This is a genomic window from Streptomyces sp. NPDC051320, from assembly GCF_040682175.1.
GTDB lineage: Bacteria > Actinomycetota > Actinomycetes > Streptomycetales > Streptomycetaceae > Streptomyces.
In genome coordinates, this window is the sequence record NZ_JBFBAL010000008.1 from 1 (window position 1) to 18,960 (window position 18,960).

18 protein-coding genes are annotated in these 18,960 nt (G+C 71.1%); 12 read left to right on the forward strand and 6 right to left on the reverse strand.

What is annotated here, in order from left to right:
* Positions 1–128: 128 nt before the first annotated feature.
* Positions 129–317: a DUF5703 family protein gene (locus AB0M87_RS18670; protein ID WP_365854162.1), complete on the reverse strand. Its 189-nt coding sequence runs from the start codon at positions 315–317 to the stop codon at positions 129–131.
* Between the two features lie 47 nt (positions 318–364).
* Here AB0M87_RS18670 and AB0M87_RS18675 point away from each other — a divergent pair, with 47 nt between their 5' ends.
* Positions 365–1,078 carry a hypothetical protein gene (locus AB0M87_RS18675; protein ID WP_365854164.1) on the forward strand — a complete coding sequence of 238 codons (714 nt, stop codon included), beginning with the start codon at positions 365–367 and terminating at the stop codon, positions 1,076–1,078.
* 78 nt (positions 1,079–1,156) lie between these two features.
* On the opposite strand, the gene AB0M87_RS18680 is transcribed toward AB0M87_RS18675, so the two are convergent.
* Together AB0M87_RS18680 and AB0M87_RS18685 are read right to left on the reverse strand one after the other, a co-directional pair.
* Positions 1,157–3,454 (reverse strand): helix-hairpin-helix domain-containing protein, encoded by a 2,298-nt coding sequence (locus tag AB0M87_RS18680; RefSeq protein ID WP_365854166.1) that lies wholly within the window; start codon positions 3,452–3,454, stop codon positions 1,157–1,159.
* Positions 3,451–4,434, reverse strand: coding sequence for an aldo/keto reductase (locus tag AB0M87_RS18685; RefSeq protein WP_365854168.1), 984 nt, complete (start codon positions 4,432–4,434; stop codon positions 3,451–3,453). Before AB0M87_RS18685 ends, AB0M87_RS18680 begins: the two co-directional genes overlap by 4 nt.
* A 128-nt stretch (positions 4,435–4,562) precedes the next feature.
* Here AB0M87_RS18685 and AB0M87_RS18690 point away from each other — a divergent pair, with 128 nt between their 5' ends.
* Positions 4,563–5,618 carry an LLM class F420-dependent oxidoreductase gene (locus AB0M87_RS18690; protein ID WP_365854170.1) on the forward strand — a complete coding sequence of 352 codons (1,056 nt, stop codon included), beginning with the start codon at positions 4,563–4,565 and terminating at the stop codon, positions 5,616–5,618.
* Positions 5,619–5,786: 168 nt separating this feature from the next.
* On the opposite strand, the gene corA is transcribed toward AB0M87_RS18690, so the two are convergent.
* Positions 5,787–6,779 carry a magnesium/cobalt transporter CorA gene (gene corA, locus AB0M87_RS18695; RefSeq protein ID WP_365854172.1) on the reverse strand — a complete coding sequence of 331 codons (993 nt, stop codon included), beginning with the start codon at positions 6,777–6,779 and terminating at the stop codon, positions 5,787–5,789.
* Between the two features lie 68 nt (positions 6,780–6,847).
* Here corA and AB0M87_RS18700 point away from each other — a divergent pair, with 68 nt between their 5' ends.
* From AB0M87_RS18700 to mshC, 4 genes are all read left to right on the forward strand, one after another.
* The gene (locus AB0M87_RS18700; protein ID WP_365854174.1) at positions 6,848–7,534 is read left to right on the forward strand and encodes a histidine phosphatase family protein; all 687 of its coding nucleotides are present in this window, start codon (positions 6,848–6,850) and stop codon (positions 7,532–7,534) included.
* A gap of 120 nt (positions 7,535–7,654) precedes the next feature.
* Entirely contained in the window at positions 7,655–8,245 is a 591-nt protein-coding gene (locus AB0M87_RS18705; RefSeq protein WP_365854176.1) for a DUF3090 domain-containing protein, read from the forward strand.
* Entirely contained in the window at positions 8,209–9,027 is an 819-nt protein-coding gene (locus AB0M87_RS18710; RefSeq protein ID WP_365854178.1) for an SCO1664 family protein, read from the forward strand. Before AB0M87_RS18705 ends, AB0M87_RS18710 begins: the two co-directional genes overlap by 37 nt.
* A gap of 119 nt (positions 9,028–9,146) precedes the next feature.
* Entirely contained in the window at positions 9,147–10,376 is a 1,230-nt protein-coding gene (gene mshC / locus AB0M87_RS18715; protein ID WP_365854180.1) for a cysteine--1-D-myo-inosityl 2-amino-2-deoxy-alpha-D-glucopyranoside ligase, read from the forward strand.
* A gap of 78 nt (positions 10,377–10,454) precedes the next feature.
* Here the strand turns inward: mshC and AB0M87_RS18720 are convergent, their stop codons facing one another.
* A complete protein-coding gene (locus tag AB0M87_RS18720; protein ID WP_365854182.1) occupies positions 10,455–11,519 on the reverse strand; it encodes a PAC2 family protein in 1,065 nt (354 codons plus the stop codon).
* A gap of 249 nt (positions 11,520–11,768) precedes the next feature.
* Between AB0M87_RS18720 and AB0M87_RS18725 the strand changes: the two genes are divergently transcribed.
* The 5 genes from AB0M87_RS18725 to AB0M87_RS18745 all read left to right on the forward strand — a co-directional run bounded on the left by AB0M87_RS18725 (position 11,769) and on the right by AB0M87_RS18745 (position 17,577).
* Entirely contained in the window at positions 11,769–13,094 is a 1,326-nt protein-coding gene (locus AB0M87_RS18725) for an enolase C-terminal domain-like protein (RefSeq protein WP_365854184.1), read from the forward strand.
* Positions 13,091–13,870: an SDR family oxidoreductase gene (locus tag AB0M87_RS18730; RefSeq protein ID WP_365854186.1), complete on the forward strand. Its 780-nt coding sequence runs from the start codon at positions 13,091–13,093 to the stop codon at positions 13,868–13,870. The genes AB0M87_RS18725 and AB0M87_RS18730 overlap by 4 nt, the downstream gene beginning before the upstream one ends.
* Positions 13,871–13,934: 64 nt before the next feature.
* Positions 13,935–14,972 (forward strand): sugar ABC transporter substrate-binding protein, encoded by a 1,038-nt coding sequence (locus tag AB0M87_RS18735; RefSeq protein WP_365854188.1) that lies wholly within the window; start codon positions 13,935–13,937, stop codon positions 14,970–14,972.
* Between the two features lie 2 nt (positions 14,973–14,974).
* Entirely contained in the window at positions 14,975–16,546 is a 1,572-nt protein-coding gene (locus tag AB0M87_RS18740; RefSeq protein WP_365854190.1) for a sugar ABC transporter ATP-binding protein, read from the forward strand.
* Positions 16,543–17,577, forward strand: coding sequence for an ABC transporter permease (locus AB0M87_RS18745; protein WP_365854192.1), 1,035 nt, complete (start codon positions 16,543–16,545; stop codon positions 17,575–17,577). Before AB0M87_RS18740 ends, AB0M87_RS18745 begins: the two co-directional genes overlap by 4 nt.
* A 24-nt stretch (positions 17,578–17,601) precedes the next feature.
* On the opposite strand, the gene AB0M87_RS18750 is transcribed toward AB0M87_RS18745, so the two are convergent.
* Positions 17,602–18,273 (reverse strand): FadR/GntR family transcriptional regulator, encoded by a 672-nt coding sequence (locus tag AB0M87_RS18750; RefSeq protein ID WP_365854194.1) that lies wholly within the window; start codon positions 18,271–18,273, stop codon positions 17,602–17,604.
* 155 nt (positions 18,274–18,428) lie between these two features.
* Here AB0M87_RS18750 and AB0M87_RS18755 point away from each other — a divergent pair, with 155 nt between their 5' ends.
* Entirely contained in the window at positions 18,429–18,950 is a 522-nt protein-coding gene (locus AB0M87_RS18755; RefSeq protein ID WP_365854196.1) for a MarR family transcriptional regulator, read from the forward strand.
* Positions 18,951–18,960: the final 10 nt, after the last annotated feature.

Consider the following 18,960-nt stretch of genomic DNA (forward strand, 5'->3'; position numbering starts at 1 on the left):
ATAATCTGCCGGGGGCGCCCGGCGCGCGCCTTGCGCGGGCTCTTCACTGCCGGCCCCCGACAAAGAGTACGCGTGGTCGGCCGCCGGCTCGGCGGCCCCCCCGCTCCTCCTTGCTCAGCTGACCCGCATCACCAGGTGGCGCGCACCTGGCGGATGATCCGCCGGCGCAGCCGCACTCTGCGGCTGCCGTCCCGGTGCAGGGTCAGTCGGTCCAGTTCCCAGTGTCCGTACTCGGCGTGGTCGGTGAGCAGACGCGTCGTCTCCGAGCGGGAGACCCCGCGCGGCACGTACACGTCGACAAATTCGTATTCCGGCATCGCATCTATTGTGCGGGCAACGGCCCGGTACGGATAGCGTCTGCTCTATGTCTGATGCTGCGCAGCCCACGGTTGCCGAGGTACGTGCCGCCGCCGAGGCGGTCAAAGCCGCGCTGGACCGTCACCTCGAGGCGGTCGAAGCCCGCACCGGAGAGGATGATCCGGCCGTCTACAGCGCCTTCAACGCGCTGGCAGCGGCCGCCGAGGTGTACGACGAGAGGCTCTACGACCGGTACGACGAGGTCACCCCCTTCGAGATCCCGGCAGCGGACGACTCGCTGCCGCCCTACGCGGGCCCTGATGAGCCCCACGCGCTGAGCGTGCTGATCCGCCGCGACTACGCGGTGGTGGAGCCGCAGCGGTTGCTGACACAGGCGCAGCGGATCGTCGATCTCGACCCTGACGCGGACAGCGGCAGCGGTGTCGCCGCGGTCGTCGGCAGCAGTGTGCACGCCGCTCTCGGAGTGCTGTTCGGGGAGTACGAACCCGATGAGGTGGCCTCCCGGCACAAGGAGTTCGGCCTGGAGGAGGGCGACTCCACCCTCTGGGTCTCGGCGGTGGACGAGTCGTCCGAGCCGGGGGAGTGGCTGGATGCGCCCTTCGACCAGGCGGACCCGCAGCAGATCGTGTGCCGCTTCGATGTCAGTGCCGTCTTCGACGACGAAGAGTTGTTCGACGACGAGACCGACGAGACCGACGACAGCGACGAGGGCGACGACGGAGACGAGGCAGACGGCGAACCGGCGGACGACAGGGACTGAACCGGTGCGGTGAACGGCGGCCGGGGACCGCGCCCCGGCCGCCGCGGTGTCCGAAGCCACCGGCGGTTCGATGTCCTGCTACGCGGCCGTCGTCCGCAGCAGCGTCCGCAGCCGGGTGGTGCGCTCCTGCGCGGGGACTTCCGCCACCGCGCGGGGCAGCGCCTGGTCCACGCCATGCACCACGGACAGATGCCGCTCGGCGCGGCTGAACGCGGTGTACACCCACGGACGGCTCAGACCCCGCCCCGCATCGCCCGGCAGCACCACCACGACCGCCGGCCAGCGCAGCCCGGCCGCCTGGTGCGCGGTGAGCGCCCAGCCGTGCCGCACCGCCGACGCCACCCGGTCCTTCGGTACGAGGACGGGCGTGCCCGAACAGTCCAGCCGCAGCCCTTCGGCGTCCGCCGATACGACCGTGCCGGGCAGCGTCCGGCCCGGTGCGGGGGCGTAGCCGACCCGGTCGCCGGGGTCGAAGCCGCCGAAGCGTCCCGGGCCCGGGTTGAGCCGTTCCTTGAGCGCCGCATTGAGCGCGCGGGTACCCGCCGAACCACCATGGTCCGGGGTGATGACCTGGGTGTCGTCCGTCGGCACGCCGATGGCCCTGGGCACGGAGTCGGCGACCAGCTGGACGGTACGGTGCACCGCCTCCCCGGCGTCCCGCACGGGGACGATCACCACCTCACGGCCGGGCGCTTCGACCTGGCTCAGCTCGCCGATCCCGATGCCGGAGACCAGCTCACCGATCGGCCCGGGGTCGGGGGTGCGGGAGGCGACCTGGGGGCACATGCGCGCAGCCAGTACATCGGCGAACACCTGTCCGGCGCCCGCCGAACCGAGCACACCGGGGTCTCCGGACAGGACGAGACGGCTGCCGTCGGCCAGCGATTCGACCAGGTTCGCGGCGCTCTCGACATCCAGTTGCGGGGCGTCGAGGACGGCGATCAGATCGAGTGCCAGCGCCCCCTCGCCGTCCCTCCCGGGGCCCTCCGAACCGGCGAGCAGCCCGGCGACCGTGACGGCGGCCGCTGCGTCGTCCAGCGCCGCGGCCAGCCTGCGCCGGCCGTCGGGGGTGTGGGCCGCCGCGTAGGCCCGCAGACCGAGGGCACGGGCCGCCGCCACCAACGCCACCGGCTCGGCGCGTGCCGCTTCGCCGCCGGTGTGGGCGACCAGACCGTGGCCGGCCACCGAGCGGATGAGTTCGGCGGCGGAAGGAGATCCGGCCCCTGCGGTGGCGGGCTCCCAGTCGAGCTCCTCGCCGGTGAGCGAACCGGCGTTGGCCAGCCTGCCGAGTCCGTCCGCCAGGCTCTCCTCGGCGAGGGCATAACGGTCGAGGCCCAGCAGCACCCGTACCGGCTGTTCCGGCTCCCCTTCGCCCTCGGCGTCCTCGGCCGCGGTGCCCCGCGCCGCAGGCTGATCCGGGGTGTCCTCCAGTGCGTCCTGGAAGACCAGCACCACGCCTTCGGCGATCGCGCTCTGCAGTGCCTCGTCGGGGTCCGGTACGGCGTGTTCGGCGAGCGCCGCACGCACCGTGGCCGCGTCCAGCGCGGTGTGGCCTCGGAGGGCGGCCCGCTCCAGCAACCAGCCGACCAGGGCCGCCGCGCGCCGTTCGTCGCCGGGACCGCACTCCGGGCCGAGCAGCGCACGCGCGAAGCTGTCGGCGTGCTCGGGCGCGACCCCCGGCACGGCGAGCAACTGCCACGGGTCCTCGCGCAGCGCATCGGCGGCCTGCTCACCGAGTGCTTCGGCGGCCCGCGCGGCCAGCGTCTCCGGCGCGCCGCCCCGGGTGAGTACGGCCCGTACGGCCGCCACGGCCTCCGGACCGGCGGCCGCAGCGGTGGCCTCCGGTGCCGCCGCGCCGGTCGGTCGCACCGGGGTGGCGGGTGCGGGGCGGCGCGGCTCGGGCGCGGGGGGCGGGAAGTGCGCGGCGGGAGGCCGCTCACCGCTCTCCACCGCGCGGACCGCGGCAAGGAGATCGGCGGCCGGGCCGCTCAGCTTGGCGCCTGCCTCGATCGGCCCGTCCCTCTCGGCCTTGCGCTGCTCGATCCGGGCCGCCAGCTCACGCTGCGCCGCCAGCTCGGCCTCCGCCTCGGACACGGCTGGCGCCTCGGAGCCATCGGCCCGCCCGGGCTCCGCGGAATCTTCCCTGCCGGTGCCTTCACCCGTGCCCTGGTCCGGTTCGGCCGGGCCCTCTTTGCCACGGTGCCCGGAGCTCTCCGTGGCGTCATCGCTCTCCGGCGTCCCGGAACCGGGCGTGGCTTCGGTCCCGGGCGTGCCGCCGGCCCGGGGCGCGGCGCCGGTCCCCGCGGTCTCGGCCTCGGTGCCTGTCTCGATGCCGGCCTCGTTGTGGGGCTCGGCGGCGACGCGGTCCGTACTCACAGCTCGGTCCAGTCCTGGTCGGGATAACGGTGTACGGGCTCCGACACGTCGTCGAGCGCCCGGCAGATCTCGTCAGGAAGACTAAGCGTCTCCACTGACAACGCCGCCGCGAGCTGCTGCGCCGTGCGCGCGCCGACGATCGGCGCGACCACCCCCGGCCGGTCCCGGACCCAGGCGAGCGCCACTTCCAGGGGCGTGGTGGCGAGCCCGTCGGCCGCTATGGCGACCGCGTCGACGATGCGGCTCGCCGCGTCGTCGAGATAGGGCGCGACGAAGGGCGCCAGTTGCTCCGAGGCGCCACGCGAATCGGCTGGGGTCGCGTGGCGGTACTTGCCGGTGAGTACCCCACGCCCCAGCGGGGAGGAGGGCAGCAGCCCGACCCCCAGGTCCACGGCGGCCGGCAGCACCTCCCGTTCGACGCCGCGCTGCAGCAGCGAGTACTCCATCTGGGTGCTGGCCAGCCGGGTCCGCACCCCGGGCGCCGCCAGCTGCCAGGTCGCCGCCTTGGCCAGCTGCCAGCCGGAGAAGTTGGACAGGCCCGCGTAACGCGCCCGGCCGCTGCTGACCGCGATGTCGAGCGTCTGGAGGGTCTCGTCCAGCGGTGTCCGGGGATCGAAGGCGTGCACCTGCCACAGATCGACGTAGTCGGTCCCGAGGCGCTCCAGCGAGGCGTCCAGCGCGGCCAGCAGGTGGCCGCGTGAACCGTCGAAGCGGCGGTAAGGGTCCGGCACGCTGCCCGCCTTGGTCGCGATGACCAGTTCGCGGCGCGGCACCAGCCGTTCGCAGAGCTGCCCGACGATGTATTCGGCGTCCCCGTCGCTGTACACGTCCGCCGTGTCAACCAGCGTGCCGCCCGCCTCCCAGAAGGTCTTCAGCAGGTCGGCGGCGTCCTGCTCATCGGTCCCCCTGCCCCAGGTGAGGGTGCCGAGCCCGATCCGGGATACGCGCAGGCCCGTACGGCCGAGATGCCTCTGCTCCATGGCCGCTGAGATTACTGGTCGCGGGCGCGCACGGGGGGAGCCCGGGGGCAACGCGCCACTGACGGATCCCGCTCCCGCGCGCTAGAGTCCCCGGAACAAGGACGTTACTGATCAGTAAGGGAGCGGTCATGCGGCTCGGAATCAACCTCGGCTACTGGGGCGCCGGGATGGACGGCGACAACCTCGCCGTCGCCCAGGAGGCGGACCGGCTCGGCTACGACGTCTGCTGGGCGGCCGAGGCATACGGCTCCGACGGCCCCACCGTGCTGTCCTGGGTGGCCGCCAAGACCGAGAAGATCGACGTGGGTTCCGCGATCTTCCAGATCCCGGCCCGCGCGCCCGCGATGACCGCGATGACGGCCGCCACGCTCGACTCGCTCTCCGGCGGCCGTTTCCGCCTGGGACTCGGCGTGTCCGGACCCCAGGTCTCGGAGGGCTGGTACGGGGTCAAGTTCGACAAGCCGCTGTCCCGCACTCGTGAGTACGTCGAGATCGTCCGCAAGGCGATGTCCCGCGAGCGCCTCTCGTACGAGGGCGAGCACTGGACGCTTCCGCTGCCCGACGGGCCGGGCAAGCCGATCAAGCTCACCGTGCACCCGCAGCGCGAGCACATTCCGCTCTACATCGCCGCCATCGGCCCCAAGAACCTGGAGCAGACCGGCGAGATCGCCGACGGCGCCCTGTTGATCTTCCCGTCGGCCGAACACCTCGAGGACACCGCGCTGCGTCACCTCCGGGCGGGGCGGGAGAAGGCCGGCCGGACGCTGGAGGGATTCGACGTGTGTCCGACGGTGCCGCTGGCGCTCGGCGACGACAAGGACGTGAGCGCCCTCGCCGACACCTTCCGTCCCTACACCGCGCTCTATGTCGGCGGTATGGGCAGCCGCAAGCAGAACTTCTACAACCGCCTTGCGCAGCGCATGGGTTACGAGAAGGAGGCCGCCGAGATCCAGGACAAGTACCTGGCAGGTGACAAGCAGGGCGCGGCCGCCGCCGTGCCGCATCAGCTCATCGACCGAACCACGCTGCTCGGCTCGGTGGACCGCATCGCCGACCGGATGCAGGCCTATGCCGCCGTCGGGGTCACCACGCTGACGCTGGCTCCTGCGGGCTTCACCCTCGACGAGCGGCTCGCCGCCCTGCGGGCCGGCACGGACGCCCTGGAGCGGGCCGGTCTGGCCTAGGACGAAGATCAGGCGGCTCCGGACACACGCCCGGACCCGCCTGATCGAGGTCTGCGGCCGTGGTGGGGGCTCGGGGGGTCATCCCCGCCACGGCCGTCGCCCTGAACAACGCCTCACCGGCACGTCGGTTACGCGCGGCGGCCCGCCGGTCCGCGGCTCAGCGGGGCGTCAGAGCCAGCCACGCCGTTTGAACTGCCGGTAGAGGCCGAAGACGATGCCGGCCATCACCGCGATGACCACCGGATAGGACCAGGTCCAGGTCAACTCCGGCATGTGCTGGAAGTTCATCCCGTAGATGCCCGCCACCATGGTCGGCACGGCGGCCATGGCCGCCCAGGCGGAGATCTTGCGCATATCGTCGTTCTGCCGGACGCCCATCTGCGCGAGGTGCGCCGAGAGGATGTCGGACAACAGCCTGTCCAGACCCTCGACCTGCTCGTTGGCGCGCGTGAGGTGGTCGCTGACGTCCCGGAAGAACGGCCGGGAGCGTTCCTGCACGAAAGGCAGCCCGGACCCGGCCAGCCGCTCCATGGGGGCCGCCAGCGGCCCGGTCGCGCGACGGAACTCCAGGACCTGCCGCTTGAACGTGTAGATCCGCGACGCGGTGTTCTTCGTGTCGCCGCCACTGGGCGCGAAGACCTCGGTCTCCAGCTCCTCCAGGTCCGTCTGCAGTTCGGCGGCCACGTCCATGTAGTGGTCCACGACGGCATCGCTCACCGCGTACAGAATGGCTGTCGGACCGTGCTTGAGTACGTCCTGCTCGTCCTCGAGCCGCTCGCGCACGGCGGCCAGCGGCGCGCCCGCACCGTGCCGCACGGTCACCACGAAGGAATCCCCGACGAAGATCATCAACTCCTCGGTGGTCACGGTGTCGCTCCGCGGTTCGTACATCACCGGTTTCAGCACCATGAAGAGCGAATCGTCGTACACCTCGAGCTTCGGCCGCTGATGGGCCCGCAGCGAATCCTCCACCGCCAGGGCGTGCAACCCGAACTCGCTGCTGACCAGCTCGAATTCCTTCGCCGACGGCTCGTGCAGTCCGATCCACAGGAAGGCGTCTCCGTGGCCCCGCGCCTCGTCGAGCGCATCGGAGAAGTCCGGGGGCCCCTCGACGCGGCGTCCGTCACGGTAAATGGCGCAGTCGACAATCACGGCGCGCATTCTTCCCTGACGACGTCCCGGTCGCACATCCTGGGGCCGCTCGGCCCGGGTGTCCTACGCTGGCTGCCATGGCCACGTTGATCCTCGTACGACACGGACGCTCCACCGCCAACACCTCCGGGGTGCTTGCGGGCCGCACCCCCGGTGTCTCGCTCGACGAGCGGGGCGCCGCCCAGGCCGCCGCGCTGCCGGACCGGCTGGCCGGGATGGAACTCGCGGCGGCGGTTACGAGCCCCCTGCAGCGCTGCCAGGAGACGCTGGCGCCGTTGCTGGCGGCCCGCCCCGACGTACCGCTGCACACCGAGGACCGGATCAGTGAGTGCGACTACGGCGACTGGTCGGGCCGCAAACTCGCCGAACTCGCGGACGAGCCGCTGATGACGGTGGTGCAGCAGCATCCCTCCTCGGCCGCCTTTCCCGGCGGCGAGTCCATGCGGGGGATGCAGGCCAGGGCGGTGGACGCGGTACGCGACTGGAACGCCCGTATCGAGGCCGAGCACGGTGAGGACGCGGTGTACGCGATGTGCTCGCACGGCGACATCATCAAGTCGATCGTCGCGGACGCCCTCGGCATGCACCTCGACCTCTTCCAGCGGATTCACGTGGACCCGTGTTCCCTGACCGTGATCCGCTACACCCGGCTCCGCCCCTTCCTCGTACGCCTCGGCGACACCGGTGAACTGACTTCGCCCGCGCCGCGCGAGAGCGCTTCGGGAACGGACGCGGCAGTCGGCGGTGGCGCGGGCGCACCGTGATCGATCGGCGCAGTAGGGTGGGCTGGCTGTAAGCAGGACCACCCGCGATTCCGGTTCACCCCCTACCGGTCCGTTCCACACCGGTCCATCCCGCAGTCGAACCCTTATGGAGATCAGGACGTGTCCCGTCAGGTGTACTTCTACGACCCACCGGACCGCTTCGTTGCCGGTACGGTCGGGCTGCCTGGGCGTCGTACGTTCTTCCTGCAGGCCTCGTCCGGGCCACGGGTCACCAGCGTGGCTCTGGAGAAGACCCAGGTGGCCGCGCTGGCCGAGCGCATCGACGAACTGCTCGACGAGGTCGTGCGCAGGACCGGGGGCAACTCCCCGGTCCCGGCGGTCGCCCCGCCCGAGGCGGGCGACACCGCACCGCTGGAGGCCCCCGTCGACGAGGAGTTCCGCGTCGGCACCATGGCCCTGGCCTGGGACGGCGACGAACAGCGCATGATCATCGAGGCCCAGGCCCTGGTCGAGTTGGAGGCCGAGAACGACGAGGACCTGGCGGAGGCCGAGGAACGGCTCCTCCAGGACGACGAGAACGGCCCGCCGATGCTCCGCGTGCGGCTGACCGGGGCCCAGGCCCGGGCGTTCGCCAAGCGAGCGCTCGACGTCGTCAACGCGGGGCGCCCGCCGTGCCCGCTGTGCAGCCTGCCGCTCGACCCGGAGGGACACGTATGTCCGCGCCAGAACGGATACCGCCGCGGAGCCTGACCGCCACCGAGCTCCTCACCAGGGGCGAGCTGACGGTGCGCGGCCGGGTGCGCGAGGCGTCGAACGCCGTGCTGTACTGCTCGGTCTCCTACGAGGGCGAGGAGGCGGCCTGCGTGTACAAGCCGGTCGCCGGGGAGCGGCCGCTCTGGGATTTCCCCGACGGGACGCTGGCCCAGCGCGAGGTGGCCGCGTACGAGATCTCCGAGGCGATGGGCTGGAGTCTGATCCCGCCGACCGTGCTGCGGGACGGGCCGTACGGCGAGGGCATGTGCCAGCTGTGGATCGAGTCCGACGCGGAGCCGTCGCTGCTGGCTCTCGTCGAGGAGGAGGAGCCCGGCGAGGGATGGAAGGCCATCACCTTCGCCGAGGTGGGGGAGGGGCGCACCGCGCTGCTGGTGCACGCGGACGACGCCCGGCTGCGCCGGCTGGCGGTGCTGGACGCGGTGATCAACAACGCCGACCGCAAGGGCGGACATCTGCTGCCGACCGGCGAGGGGCGGCTGTACGGCATCGACCACGGGGTCACTTTCAACACCGACGGCAAGCTCCGCACCCTGCTGTGGGGCTGGGCCGGGGAACCGCTGACGGCCGAGGCCGGCGAAGCGCTGGCCCGGCTCGCGGGCGACCTGGCGCCGGACACGGCACTGGCCACCCGTCTTGCCGAGCTGATAACGCCGGCCGAGCTGGAGGCGCTGCGGGAGCGGGTCACGGCGCTGCGGACGAGCGGACGCCACCCGGAGCCGAGCGGGGAGTGGCCGGCCATCCCGTGGCCGCCGGTCTGATCGGCTGCCGGTCCGGAACCGGGCCCCCGCACAACGGGCCCAGCCACGCAAGACCGCCTGAACCAGCCAATGCCCCGTCCGGTTGGTCTGCGGAACTGACGTCCGGTTACGCTCATGACATGCATGCCTGGCCCGCTTCTGAGGTTCCCGCCCTGCCCGGTAAGGGCGCCGACCTCGAGATCCACGACACCGCGACCGGCGGTCGGATCACCCTGCACCCCGGTCCCGTCGCCCGCATCTATGTCTGCGGCATCACGCCGTACGACGCGACCCACATCGGTCACGCGGCGACCTACAACGCGTTCGACCTCGTGCAGCGCGTGTGGCTCGACACCAAGCGGCAGGTTCACTACGTCCAGAACGTCACCGACGTGGACGATCCACTGCTGGAGCGGGCGGTCCGCGACGGTCAGGACTGGACCGAACTCGCGGAGCGCGAGACGGCCCTCTTCCGGGAGGACATGACCGCCCTGCGGATGCTCCCGCCGAAGCAGTACATCGGCGCCGTCGAAGCGATACCCGGCATCGTGCCGCTCGTCGAGCGGCTCCGGGACTGCGGCGCGGCGTACGAGCTCGAGGGCGACGTGTACTTCTCCGTGGAGAGCGACGCGCACTTCGGTGAGGTGTCCCGCCTCGATGCCGACACGATGCGGCTGCTCTCCGCCGAGCGGGGCGGAGACCCCGAGCGTCCCGGCAAGAAGAACCCGCTCGACCCGATGCTCTGGATGGCCGCCCGGGAGGGCGAGCCGAGCTGGGACGGCGGCACGCTGGGCCGCGGCAGGCCCGGCTGGCACATCGAGTGTGTGGCCATCGCGCTCGACCATCTCGGGATGGGCTTCGACGTGCAGGGCGGCGGGTCCGACCTCGCCTTCCCGCACCACGAGATGGGCGCCTCGCACGCCCAGGCGCTGACCGGCGAGTTTCCCTTCGCCCAGACCTATGTGCACGCCGGAATGGTCGCCCTGGACGGCGAGAAGATGTCCAAGTCCAAGGGCAACCTGGTCTTCGTCTCGAAGCTGCGTCACGACGGCGTCGACCCGGCCGCCATCCGGCTCGCGCTGCTCGCGCACCACTACCGTGCCGACTGGGAGTGGACGGATCAGGTGCTCCAGGACGCCGTCGAGCGGCTCGGACGCTGGCGAGCGGCCGTCTCGCGGCCCGACGGGCCGTCCGCCGACGCGCTCGTCCAGGAGATCAGGGCGGCGCTCGCCGACGACCTCGACGCACCGGCCGCGCTCCGCGCCGTCGACCGGTGGGCCGCTCTCCAGCAGGCCGAAGGCGGTACCGAGGAAGGCGCGCCCGGCCTGGTGTCGCGGGCCGTCGACGCGCTGCTCGGGGTAGCGCTCTGACGGCGCGGTAGCGCGCAGCGGATACGGGACGGGGAGAGAGGCGGTGCCTCTCTCCCCGTCCCGTATCCGCGTTCCGGCTCACTCCTCGGAGGGCCGCTCCGGGCCGTCCTCCTCGTCCGGTGCCCCCCCGGCATCGCCACCGCCGCCGGAATCGGCGTCGGGTCGCTGGGGTTTCGGCGGTCTGGTCCTGCCACCGGGCCCGCCGGGACCGCCGAGCCCGCCGGCGGTGTCCCGCCGGTAACTCCCGCTGTCGCCGCCCTCCGTGGCGTGGCCGCCGGTCTGCTGCCCACCCGGGCCCGGGCCCCCGTCGCGCCGCCGCAGATACCGCTCGAACTCCCGGGCGATGGCCTCACCGGACGCCTCGGGGAGCTCCGCGGTGTCGCGTGCCTCCTCGAGCGTCTGGACGTACTCGGCCACTTCGCTGTCCTCGGAGGCCAGTTGGTCCACGCCCACCTGCCAGGCACGTGCGTCCTCGGGCAGTTCGCCCAGCGGGATACGCAGGTCGAGCAGATCCTCCAGACGGTTCAGCAGCGCCAGCGTCGCCTTCGGATTGGGCGGCTGCGACACGTAGTGCGGGACCGCGGCCCACAGGCTCACCGCGGGGACGCCCGCATGGGTGCACGCCTCCTGAAGGATGCCGACGATGCCGGTCGGCCCCTCGTACCTGGTCTCCTCGAGATCCATGGTCCGCGCCAGATCGGCGTCCGAGGTGACTCCGCTCACCGGGACGGGCCGGGTGTGCGGCGTGTCGCCGAGCAGCGCGCCCAGCACCACCACCATCTCGACGCCGAGTTCATGGGCGAAGCCGAGGATCTCGTTACAGAACGACCGCCAGCGCATCGACGGCTCGATGCCGCGGACCAGCACGAGGTCACGGGGCTTGTCGCCGCCGACCCGTACCACCGAGAGCCGGGTGGTGGGCCAGGTGACCTTGCGTACCCCGGCCTCCAGGAATACCGTCGGCCGGTTGACCTGGAAGTCGTAGTAGTCCTCGGCGTCGAGCGCCGCGAATACCTCGCCCTTCCATTCCCGGTCCAGATGAGCGACCGCGGTGGAGGCAGCGTCGCCGGCGTCGTTCCAGCCCTCGAACGCCGCCACCATGACCGGGTCGATCAGCTCGGGAACTCCCTCGAGCTCGATCACCCAGTGCCTCCTTCCGAAGTTTTTCACGTACCCACCAACCTTACGGCTTCCGCAGGGCCCGGCCGCAGCCCCCGTGCTGCACCGATCGGCTCCGCCGATACGCGCGGCAGTGCAGTCAGCCTGCCCCGACGGCGTCGATTCATCCGAGCTGTACAGATGATTTTCCGTCCCGGCTCTGGACGTTCGGCCAGCCGACGGTCTATACATCGGATGACCGCGTAAAGGTCCGATGTTCTTCGAGGAGTGTGCATGCGCCCGACCGTCACGGGGTTCGAGGTTTACGACATCAGGTTCCCCACCTCGGAACAGCTGGACGGCTCGGACGCCATGAACCCGGACCCGGACTACTCCGCGGCCTACGTGGTGATCGACACCGACGCGCCGGGCGGCGTCGCGGGCCACGGCTTCTGCTTCACCATCGGCCGCGGCAACGATGTCACCGCCGCCGCCATCGAGGCGCTGCGGCCCTATGTCGTGGGCCGGCCCGCCCCGCTCGCCGTGGCGGAACTCGCCGAACTGCACCACGACCTCACCCACGACTCGCAGCTGCGCTGGCTCGGCCCCGAGAAGGGGGTGATGCACATGGCGGCGGGCGCGGTCGTCAACGCGGCCTGGGACCTCGCCGCGACCGCCGCAGGCGTTCCGGTGTGGGAGTTCCTGGCCGGCCTGTCGCCCGAGGAACTGGTCTCGCTCGTCGACTTCCGCTATCTCACGGACGCGCTCACCCCGGACGAAGCCCTCGCCATCCTGCGGGCCGCCGAACCCGGCCGCGCCGAACGGGCCGCGCTGCTCCGCGCCGACGGCTACCCCGCGTACACCACGTCCCCCGGCTGGCTCGGCTACTCGGACGAGAAGCTGGTCCGGCTGTCCGAGGAGGCCGTCGCCGCGGGGTTCGGCCAGATCAAACTCAAGGTCGGCGCCGATCTCGACGACGACGTGCGCCGGATGAAGCTCGCCCGGGCGGCCGTCGGGCCCGGCATCCGTATCGCGGTGGACGCCAACCAGCGCTGGGACATACCCGACGCGCTGCGCTGGATGGCTGCCCTCGCCCCCTACGGACCGCACTGGATCGAGGAGCCGACCAGCCCGGACGACATCCTCGGCCACGCGGCGGTGCGTGCCGGGCAGCCGGTGCGGGTGGCCACGGGTGAGCACGTCGCCAACCGTGTCGTCTTCAAGCAGCTGTTGCAGGCCGGCGCCGTCGACTTCGTGCAGATCGACGCCGCCCGGGTGGCCGGCGTCAACGAGAACCTGGCGATCCTGCTGCTCGCCGCCAAGTTCGGCGTCCCGGTCTGCCCGCACGCCGGCGGGGTCGGCCTGTGCGAACTGGTCCAGCACCTCGCGATGTTCGACTTCGTCGCGGTTTCCGGCAGTTGGGACGACCGGGTGATCGAATATGTCGACCATCTCCACGAACACTTCGTGGACCCCGCGGTGATCGCCGGGGGACGCTATACCGCGCCGAGCGCTCCCGGGTTCTCCGCCCGTATGCACCCCGGCTCGATCGCCGCACACCGCTACCCGGACGGGCCCGTCTGGCAGGCCCGCCGTACCACCGAGGAGGTCAACGCGTGACCGCTGTACGCGACTTCGAGGGGCTTGCGGCCCTTGTCACCGGAGGCGCCTCCGGCATCGGAGCGGCCATCGCCGCCGAACTGTCCGCACGCGGCGCGCGGGTGGCGGTCATCGACCGCGAGACCGCAGAAGCGCCCGCGGGCACCCTCGCCCTGCGGGCCGACGTCACTGACGACGCCGCGGTACGGGACGCGGTGGCCGCGGCCGCCGCCGAGTTCGGCGCGTTGCACACCGTGGTGTCCAACGCCGGGATCGGCGCGATCGGCACGGTGGCCGACAACCCGGACGAGGAGTGGCGGCGCGTCCTGGACATCAACGTCCTCGGCATGGTCCGCACCGCCCGGCACGCGCTGCCGCACCTGCGACGGGCCGCGAGCGAGCGGCCCGGCTGCGTGTCGGTCACCCACACCTGCTCCATCGCCGCGACCGCGGGACTCCCGCAGCGTGCCCTCTACAGCGCGAGCAAGGGCGCGGTCCTGTCGCTGACCCTGGCGATGGCCGCCGACCACGTCCGCGAAGGGATCCGGGTCAACTGCGTCAACCCGGGCACCGCCGACACCCCCTGGATCGGACGCCTGCTGGGACAGGCCGACGACCCGGCGGCCGAGCGTGCGGCCCTCAACGCCCGCCAGCCCACCGGACGACTGGTCACCGCGGAAGAAGTGGCGGCGGCCGTCGTCTACCTCGCGAGTCCCGCAGCGGCCGCCGTCACCGGGACGGCGCTCGCGGTCGACGGCGGCATGCAGGGCCTGCGGCTGCGCCCGGCCGCCGACTGAAAACCGTACGGCCGCACCGGCCGGCAACAGCATCAAGCGCCACTCGAACAAGGACGGGAAACCAATGAGAGTGCGTACGACGAGTGCGGCGGCCTGTGCCGTACTGCTGGCGGTGGCCGCCCTCGCGGGCTGCAACCGCGACACGGGAAGCGGATCGGGGGATCAGAAGGTCGGCATCGACCTGCCGCGCAGCGACAGCGACTTCTGGAACTCCTACCAGCAGTACATCAAGAAGGGGGTGGACGCCGGGGAGGTCGAGGCACTGCCGCTGACCAACTCACAGAACGACATCGGCAAGCTCGTCGCCAACGTCCAGACCTTCAGCGACCAGGGTGCGAAGGCCGTCGTCATGGCCCCGCAGGACACCGGCGCGATCGCCTCGACGCTGCAGAGCCTGAACAAGAAGAAGATACCGGTCATCAGCGTCGACACCCGGCCCGACAAGGGCAAGGTGTACATGGTGGTGCGCGCGGACAATCGCGCGTACGGCGAGAAGGCCTGCCAGTACCTCGGCAAGCAGCTGAAGGGTCAGGGCAAGGTCGTCGAGTTCCAGGGCGATCTGTCCTCCATCAACGGGCGTGACCGCTCGGAGGCGTTCAAGGGCTGTATGATCAAGAGCTTCCCGAAGATCAAGGTCTTCGAGCTGGCCACCGACTGGAAGGGTGACGTCGCCTCGGCCAAGCTGCAGTCCACGCTGGCCGCCCACCCGGACATCAAAGGCATCTACATGCAGGCCGGCGGTGTCTTCCTGCAGCCCACCCTGGCACTGCTCGAGCAGAAGAAGCTGCTGAAGCCGGCCGGTACCAAGGGCCACATCACCATCATCTCCAACGACGGCATCCCCGAGGAGTTCGACGCCATCAAGGCCGGGAAGATCGACGCGACGATTTCCCAGCCCGCCGATCTGTACGCCAAGTACGCGCTGTACTACGCGAAGGCGGCGCTCGACGGCAAGACGTTCCAGCCCGGCGCCACCGATCACGACTCCACCATCATCAAGATCCCGAACGGCTTCGAGGACCAGCTCCCCGCGCCGCTCGTCACCAAGGCGAACGTGAACGATCCGAAGCTGTGGGCCAACCAGCTGGAGAAGAAGAACTAGCCATGCCGGACGCACCTGCTGTTCCTGACGCATCCGCCGAACACGGCGCACCGGCCGTTCACGCGGAGGGCATCGTGAAGCGCTTCGGTCCGACCGTCGCGCTCGACGATGTCCGCCTCACGGTCGAGCCCGGCGAGTCGCACGCCCTCGTCGGGCGCAACGGCGCGGGCAAGTCGACGCTGGTCGGTGTCATCACCGGACTGCACCGACCCGACGCGGGCCGGGTCGCTTTCAGCGGCCGGCCGGCGCCCGACTTCGGAGACACCACGGCCTGGCAGTCGAAGGTCGCCTGCGTCTACCAGAAGTCCATGGTCGTCCCCGACCTCACGGTCGCCGAGAACCTCTTCCTCAACCACTTCGACCCGGCCGGCTCGGGCGGCCGCTGGATCGGCTGGAGCCGGCTGCGCAATCGGGCCGAGGCGCTGCTCGCCGAGTACGGGGTGGACGTCGATCCCCGTGCGAGGGCGAAGGACCTCACCGTGGAGCAGGTGCAGTTCGTGGAGATCGCCCGCGCGCTCTCCTTCGGCGCCCGGCTGATCATCCTGGACGAGCCGACCGCCCAGCTCGACGCCCGCGGCATCCAGAGCCTGTTCAGCAAGCTCCGGGCACTGCAGAGCCAGGGGGTGGCGTTCCTCTTCATCTCGCACCATCTCCAGGAGGTGTACGAACTCTGCTCCGCGGTCACCGTCTACCGGGACGCCCGGCATGTGCTCACCGCTCCGGTCGCCGAGCTGACCAAGACCGACCTGGTGTCGGCCATGACGGGTGAGTCGAGCACCGGCGCCTCGTCCTGGCACGCGGTCGCCGACCGGGCACGCGGTGCCGGTGGCGTACCCGGTGCGGCCGAGCCCTTGCTGCGTACCCGGGGGCTCGCGCTGGAAGGCGAGTTCGAGCCGCTGGACCTCGAGGTCCGGTCGGGCGAGGTGCTCGGCGTCGCCGGGGCCGCGGCCAGCGGGAACACCGCACTGGGCGAGACCCTCGTCGGCATGCGCAAGGCGACCGGCGGCCGGGTGGAGGTGCGCGGCCGCGGCGTTCGCGCCGGCAGCGTTCCGCACGCGCTCGGCGCCGGCATCGGCTACATCCCCGAGGACCGCCACCGCCAGGGGCTCGTGCCGGAGCGCAGCATCGCGGAGAACGCCACCTTGACCGTCGCCGACCAGCTCGGGCCCTGGGGGACCGTACTGCCCTCCCGGACCAGGGAGTTCGCCCGGTCCATGATCGCTTCGCTGGACATCAAGACGACCGGACCCGACCAGCGGGTCGCCGGTCTTTCCGGCGGCAACCAGCAGAAGGTCGTGGTCGCCAGGGCACTCGCCCGGAAGCCCAGCACGCTGGTGGCGGTACGGCCGACGGCCGGGGTGGACGTCAGATCCAAGGACTCCCTCCTGGGCGTGGTGCGCCGGGTCGCGGACGAGGGCAATGCCGCAGTGATCATCTCCGATGAACTCGACGACCTGCGGGTGTGCGACCGGGTGGTCGTGCTCTTCCACGGCCGGGTGGTCGCCGCATACGACAGCGGGTGGGCGGACGGGGAACTGGTCGCCGCCATGGAAGGCGTGGGGGAACAGGCATGACCGACACGATCGGGCCGCTGACGGCCGACGGGACGACGGCGCAGGCCGGTCCGCTGCGGGGCAGGCTGGCGTTGATCCGCTGGAGCGACTTCTCGCTCGTGCCGGTGATCCTGGTGCTCATGGTGATCGGATTCATCGTCTCGCCGGTGTTTCTCACCTCGGACAACCTGATCAGCGTCATCCAGCAGTCCTCCGAGCTGAGTCTGCTCGTGCTGGGCCAGGCGCTTATCCTGATCTGCGGGCGGATGGACCTGTCCCTCGAGTCGACGATCGGCATCGCACCGGTCATCGCGATGTGGCTGGTACTGCCCTCGCACGGCGGCCGCTTCGACGGCCTGGGGCTGCTGCCGTCCTGGATGGCGATCCCGGCCTGCCTGCTGGTCGGCATCCTCATCGGCGCCGTCAACGGCTTTCTCATGCTCAAGCTGAGGGTCAACGGCTTCATCGCCACGCTGGGCATGCTGACGATGCTGCGCGGACTCCAGATCGGCATCACCGAGGGCAAGTCGATCATCGAAGTACCGTCCTCCTTCAGCTACCTGGGCAGGGCCTCCTGGCTGGGCGCCCCGGCCGCCGTCTGGATCTGCCTGGCACTCTTCGCCATCGGCGGCGCTGCGCTGGCCTGGCTGCGTCACGGACGCGCGCTGTACGCGATCGGCGGTAACCCGGAGGCGGCGCGGGCGGCCGGTATCAGGGTGGACCGGATCACCTGGATCGTGCTGGCCGTCGGCGGGCTGCTGGCCGCCTTCGCCGGGGTGCTCTACACCGGGCACTACGGGTCGGTGGCGGCCAACCAGGGCAACGGCTGGATCTTCCAGGTCTTCGCCGCCGCCGTGATCGGCGGCATCAGCCTGAAGGGCGGCCGCGGCACGCTGTTCGGCGCGCTCACCGGCGTACTCACCCTTCAGCTCGTCGTCAATGTGATGACCCTCGGCGGTGTTCCGGCACTGTGGAACCAGTTCCTCAACGGCGCGATCATCATCGTCGCGCTGGTCATCTCGCGCTTCGCCAGCGGCGAGAAGCAGGACTGAGAAGCACGCTGATGCGGCAGCCCGTCACAGCGTCGACCGCAGCCACTGCTCGACGCTCGCGATGTGCACCGTCGCCCAGGACCGGGCCGCCTCGGCGTCCCGGTCCCTGAGCGCGGTCAGGATGGCACGGTGCTCGTGCAGCGTGCGGCTGACCGCGTCCTCCTGGGTCAGCCCGCGCCACACCCGCGCCCGGGTGGTCGGTCCCGAGAGGCTGTCGAGCAGCGAGCAGAGCACCGAATTGCCCGAACTCTGCACAATGCCCCGGTGGAACTCCAGGTCGCAGGCGACCAGTTCCTCCACCGACGGCTGCGGGCCCAGGGCGTCCAGCTGGGCCGTCAGCGTGTCCAGCTCCTCCTTGCCGATCCGGTGCGCGGCCATCGCGGTCGCCGCCGGTTCGAGAATGCGCCGGACGGCCAGGAATTCCAGCACCGTGTCGTCGCGGTGGAAGTCCACCACGAAGCTCATCGCTTCCAGCAGCAGTTGCGGATCGAGGCTGGTCACATAGGTGCCGTCGCCCTGCCGTACGTCCAGGATCCGGATCAGCGACAGCGCCCGCACCGCCTCCCGCAGCGAATTGCGGGACAGCCCGAGATCGGCTGCCAGCTCACTCTCCTTGGGCAGCCGGTCCCCCGGCCCGAGCGCACCGGAGACGATCATTTCCTTGATCTTCTCGATGGCCTCGTCGGTCACAGCCATGGGAACCTCGCCTCAACAGACATCCGATGTATCTGCTCTGATTATGGGGCCTGCGAGGGGGCGTGTGCACAGGGGTCCGTGGATCCGCCGGTTATTTGAGGGCTAAGGTTTCCTCGTAACGGACCGTGGAAGCGGCGACAGCGAGGGTGTGGCGGATGACGGGGAAGAAGGCGGCGGGAGCTCAGCAGGATGCCGTCGCGTCGATCATCGAGGACTGGGCGAGAGAGCGTCCCGAGCTCGACACGTCGCCGCTGGAGGTGCTCGCCCGGCTGCACCGCACCTTCCTGCACTACAGCACCCGGCTCACCGGGGCGATCGACCGGCACGGACTCTCGGTCGCCGGCTTCGACGTGCTGACCGCGCTGCGCCGGGCCGGCGCGCCGTACCGGCTCACCGCGGGGCAGCTCGCCGACTCCGGACTGGTCTCGTCGGCCGGAGTGACGCTGCGGATGGACCGGCTGGAGAAGGACGGCCTGATCGTCCGCGAACGGGACGCCGGCGACCGGCGGGTGGTGTACTCGCGGCTCACCGACGCCGGACTCACCAAGGTCGACGAGGTGTTCGCCGAGCATCTCGACAACGAACGCCGGATGCTCGGCGGACTCACCCCTGCCGAATCGCGCCAGATCGCGCGCCTGCTCTCCAAGCTCGAACGGTCCATCACGGACTCCGACTGACCGGAAGCGG

Bases quoted from the DNA above. Each gene is read 5' to 3' on its own strand.
- AB0M87_RS18670 (WP_365854162.1), bottom strand. From the start codon at position 317: ATGCCGGAATACGAATTTGTCGACGTGTACGTGCCGCGCGGGGTCTCC.
- AB0M87_RS18740 (WP_365854190.1), top strand. From the start codon at position 14,975: ATGCCGGACGCACCTGCTGTTCCTGACGCATCCGCCGAACACGGCGCA.
- corA (WP_365854172.1), bottom strand. From the start codon at position 6,779: ATGCGCGCCGTGATTGTCGACTGCGCCATTTACCGTGACGGACGCCGC.
- AB0M87_RS18685 (WP_365854168.1), bottom strand. From the start codon at position 4,434: ATGGAGCAGAGGCATCTCGGCCGTACGGGCCTGCGCGTATCCCGGATC.
- AB0M87_RS18690 (WP_365854170.1), top strand. From the start codon at position 4,563: ATGCGGCTCGGAATCAACCTCGGCTACTGGGGCGCCGGGATGGACGGC.
- AB0M87_RS18675 (WP_365854164.1), top strand. From the start codon at position 365: ATGTCTGATGCTGCGCAGCCCACGGTTGCCGAGGTACGTGCCGCCGCC.
- mshC (WP_365854180.1), top strand. From the start codon at position 9,147: ATGCATGCCTGGCCCGCTTCTGAGGTTCCCGCCCTGCCCGGTAAGGGC.
- AB0M87_RS18710 (WP_365854178.1), top strand. From the start codon at position 8,209: ATGTCCGCGCCAGAACGGATACCGCCGCGGAGCCTGACCGCCACCGAG.
- AB0M87_RS18725 (WP_365854184.1), top strand. From the start codon at position 11,769: ATGCGCCCGACCGTCACGGGGTTCGAGGTTTACGACATCAGGTTCCCC.
- AB0M87_RS18755 (WP_365854196.1), top strand. From the start codon at position 18,429: ATGACGGGGAAGAAGGCGGCGGGAGCTCAGCAGGATGCCGTCGCGTCG.
- AB0M87_RS18745 (WP_365854192.1), top strand. From the start codon at position 16,543: ATGACCGACACGATCGGGCCGCTGACGGCCGACGGGACGACGGCGCAG.
- AB0M87_RS18735 (WP_365854188.1), top strand. From the start codon at position 13,935: ATGAGAGTGCGTACGACGAGTGCGGCGGCCTGTGCCGTACTGCTGGCG.
- AB0M87_RS18750 (WP_365854194.1), bottom strand. From the start codon at position 18,273: ATGGCTGTGACCGACGAGGCCATCGAGAAGATCAAGGAAATGATCGTC.
- AB0M87_RS18700 (WP_365854174.1), top strand. From the start codon at position 6,848: ATGGCCACGTTGATCCTCGTACGACACGGACGCTCCACCGCCAACACC.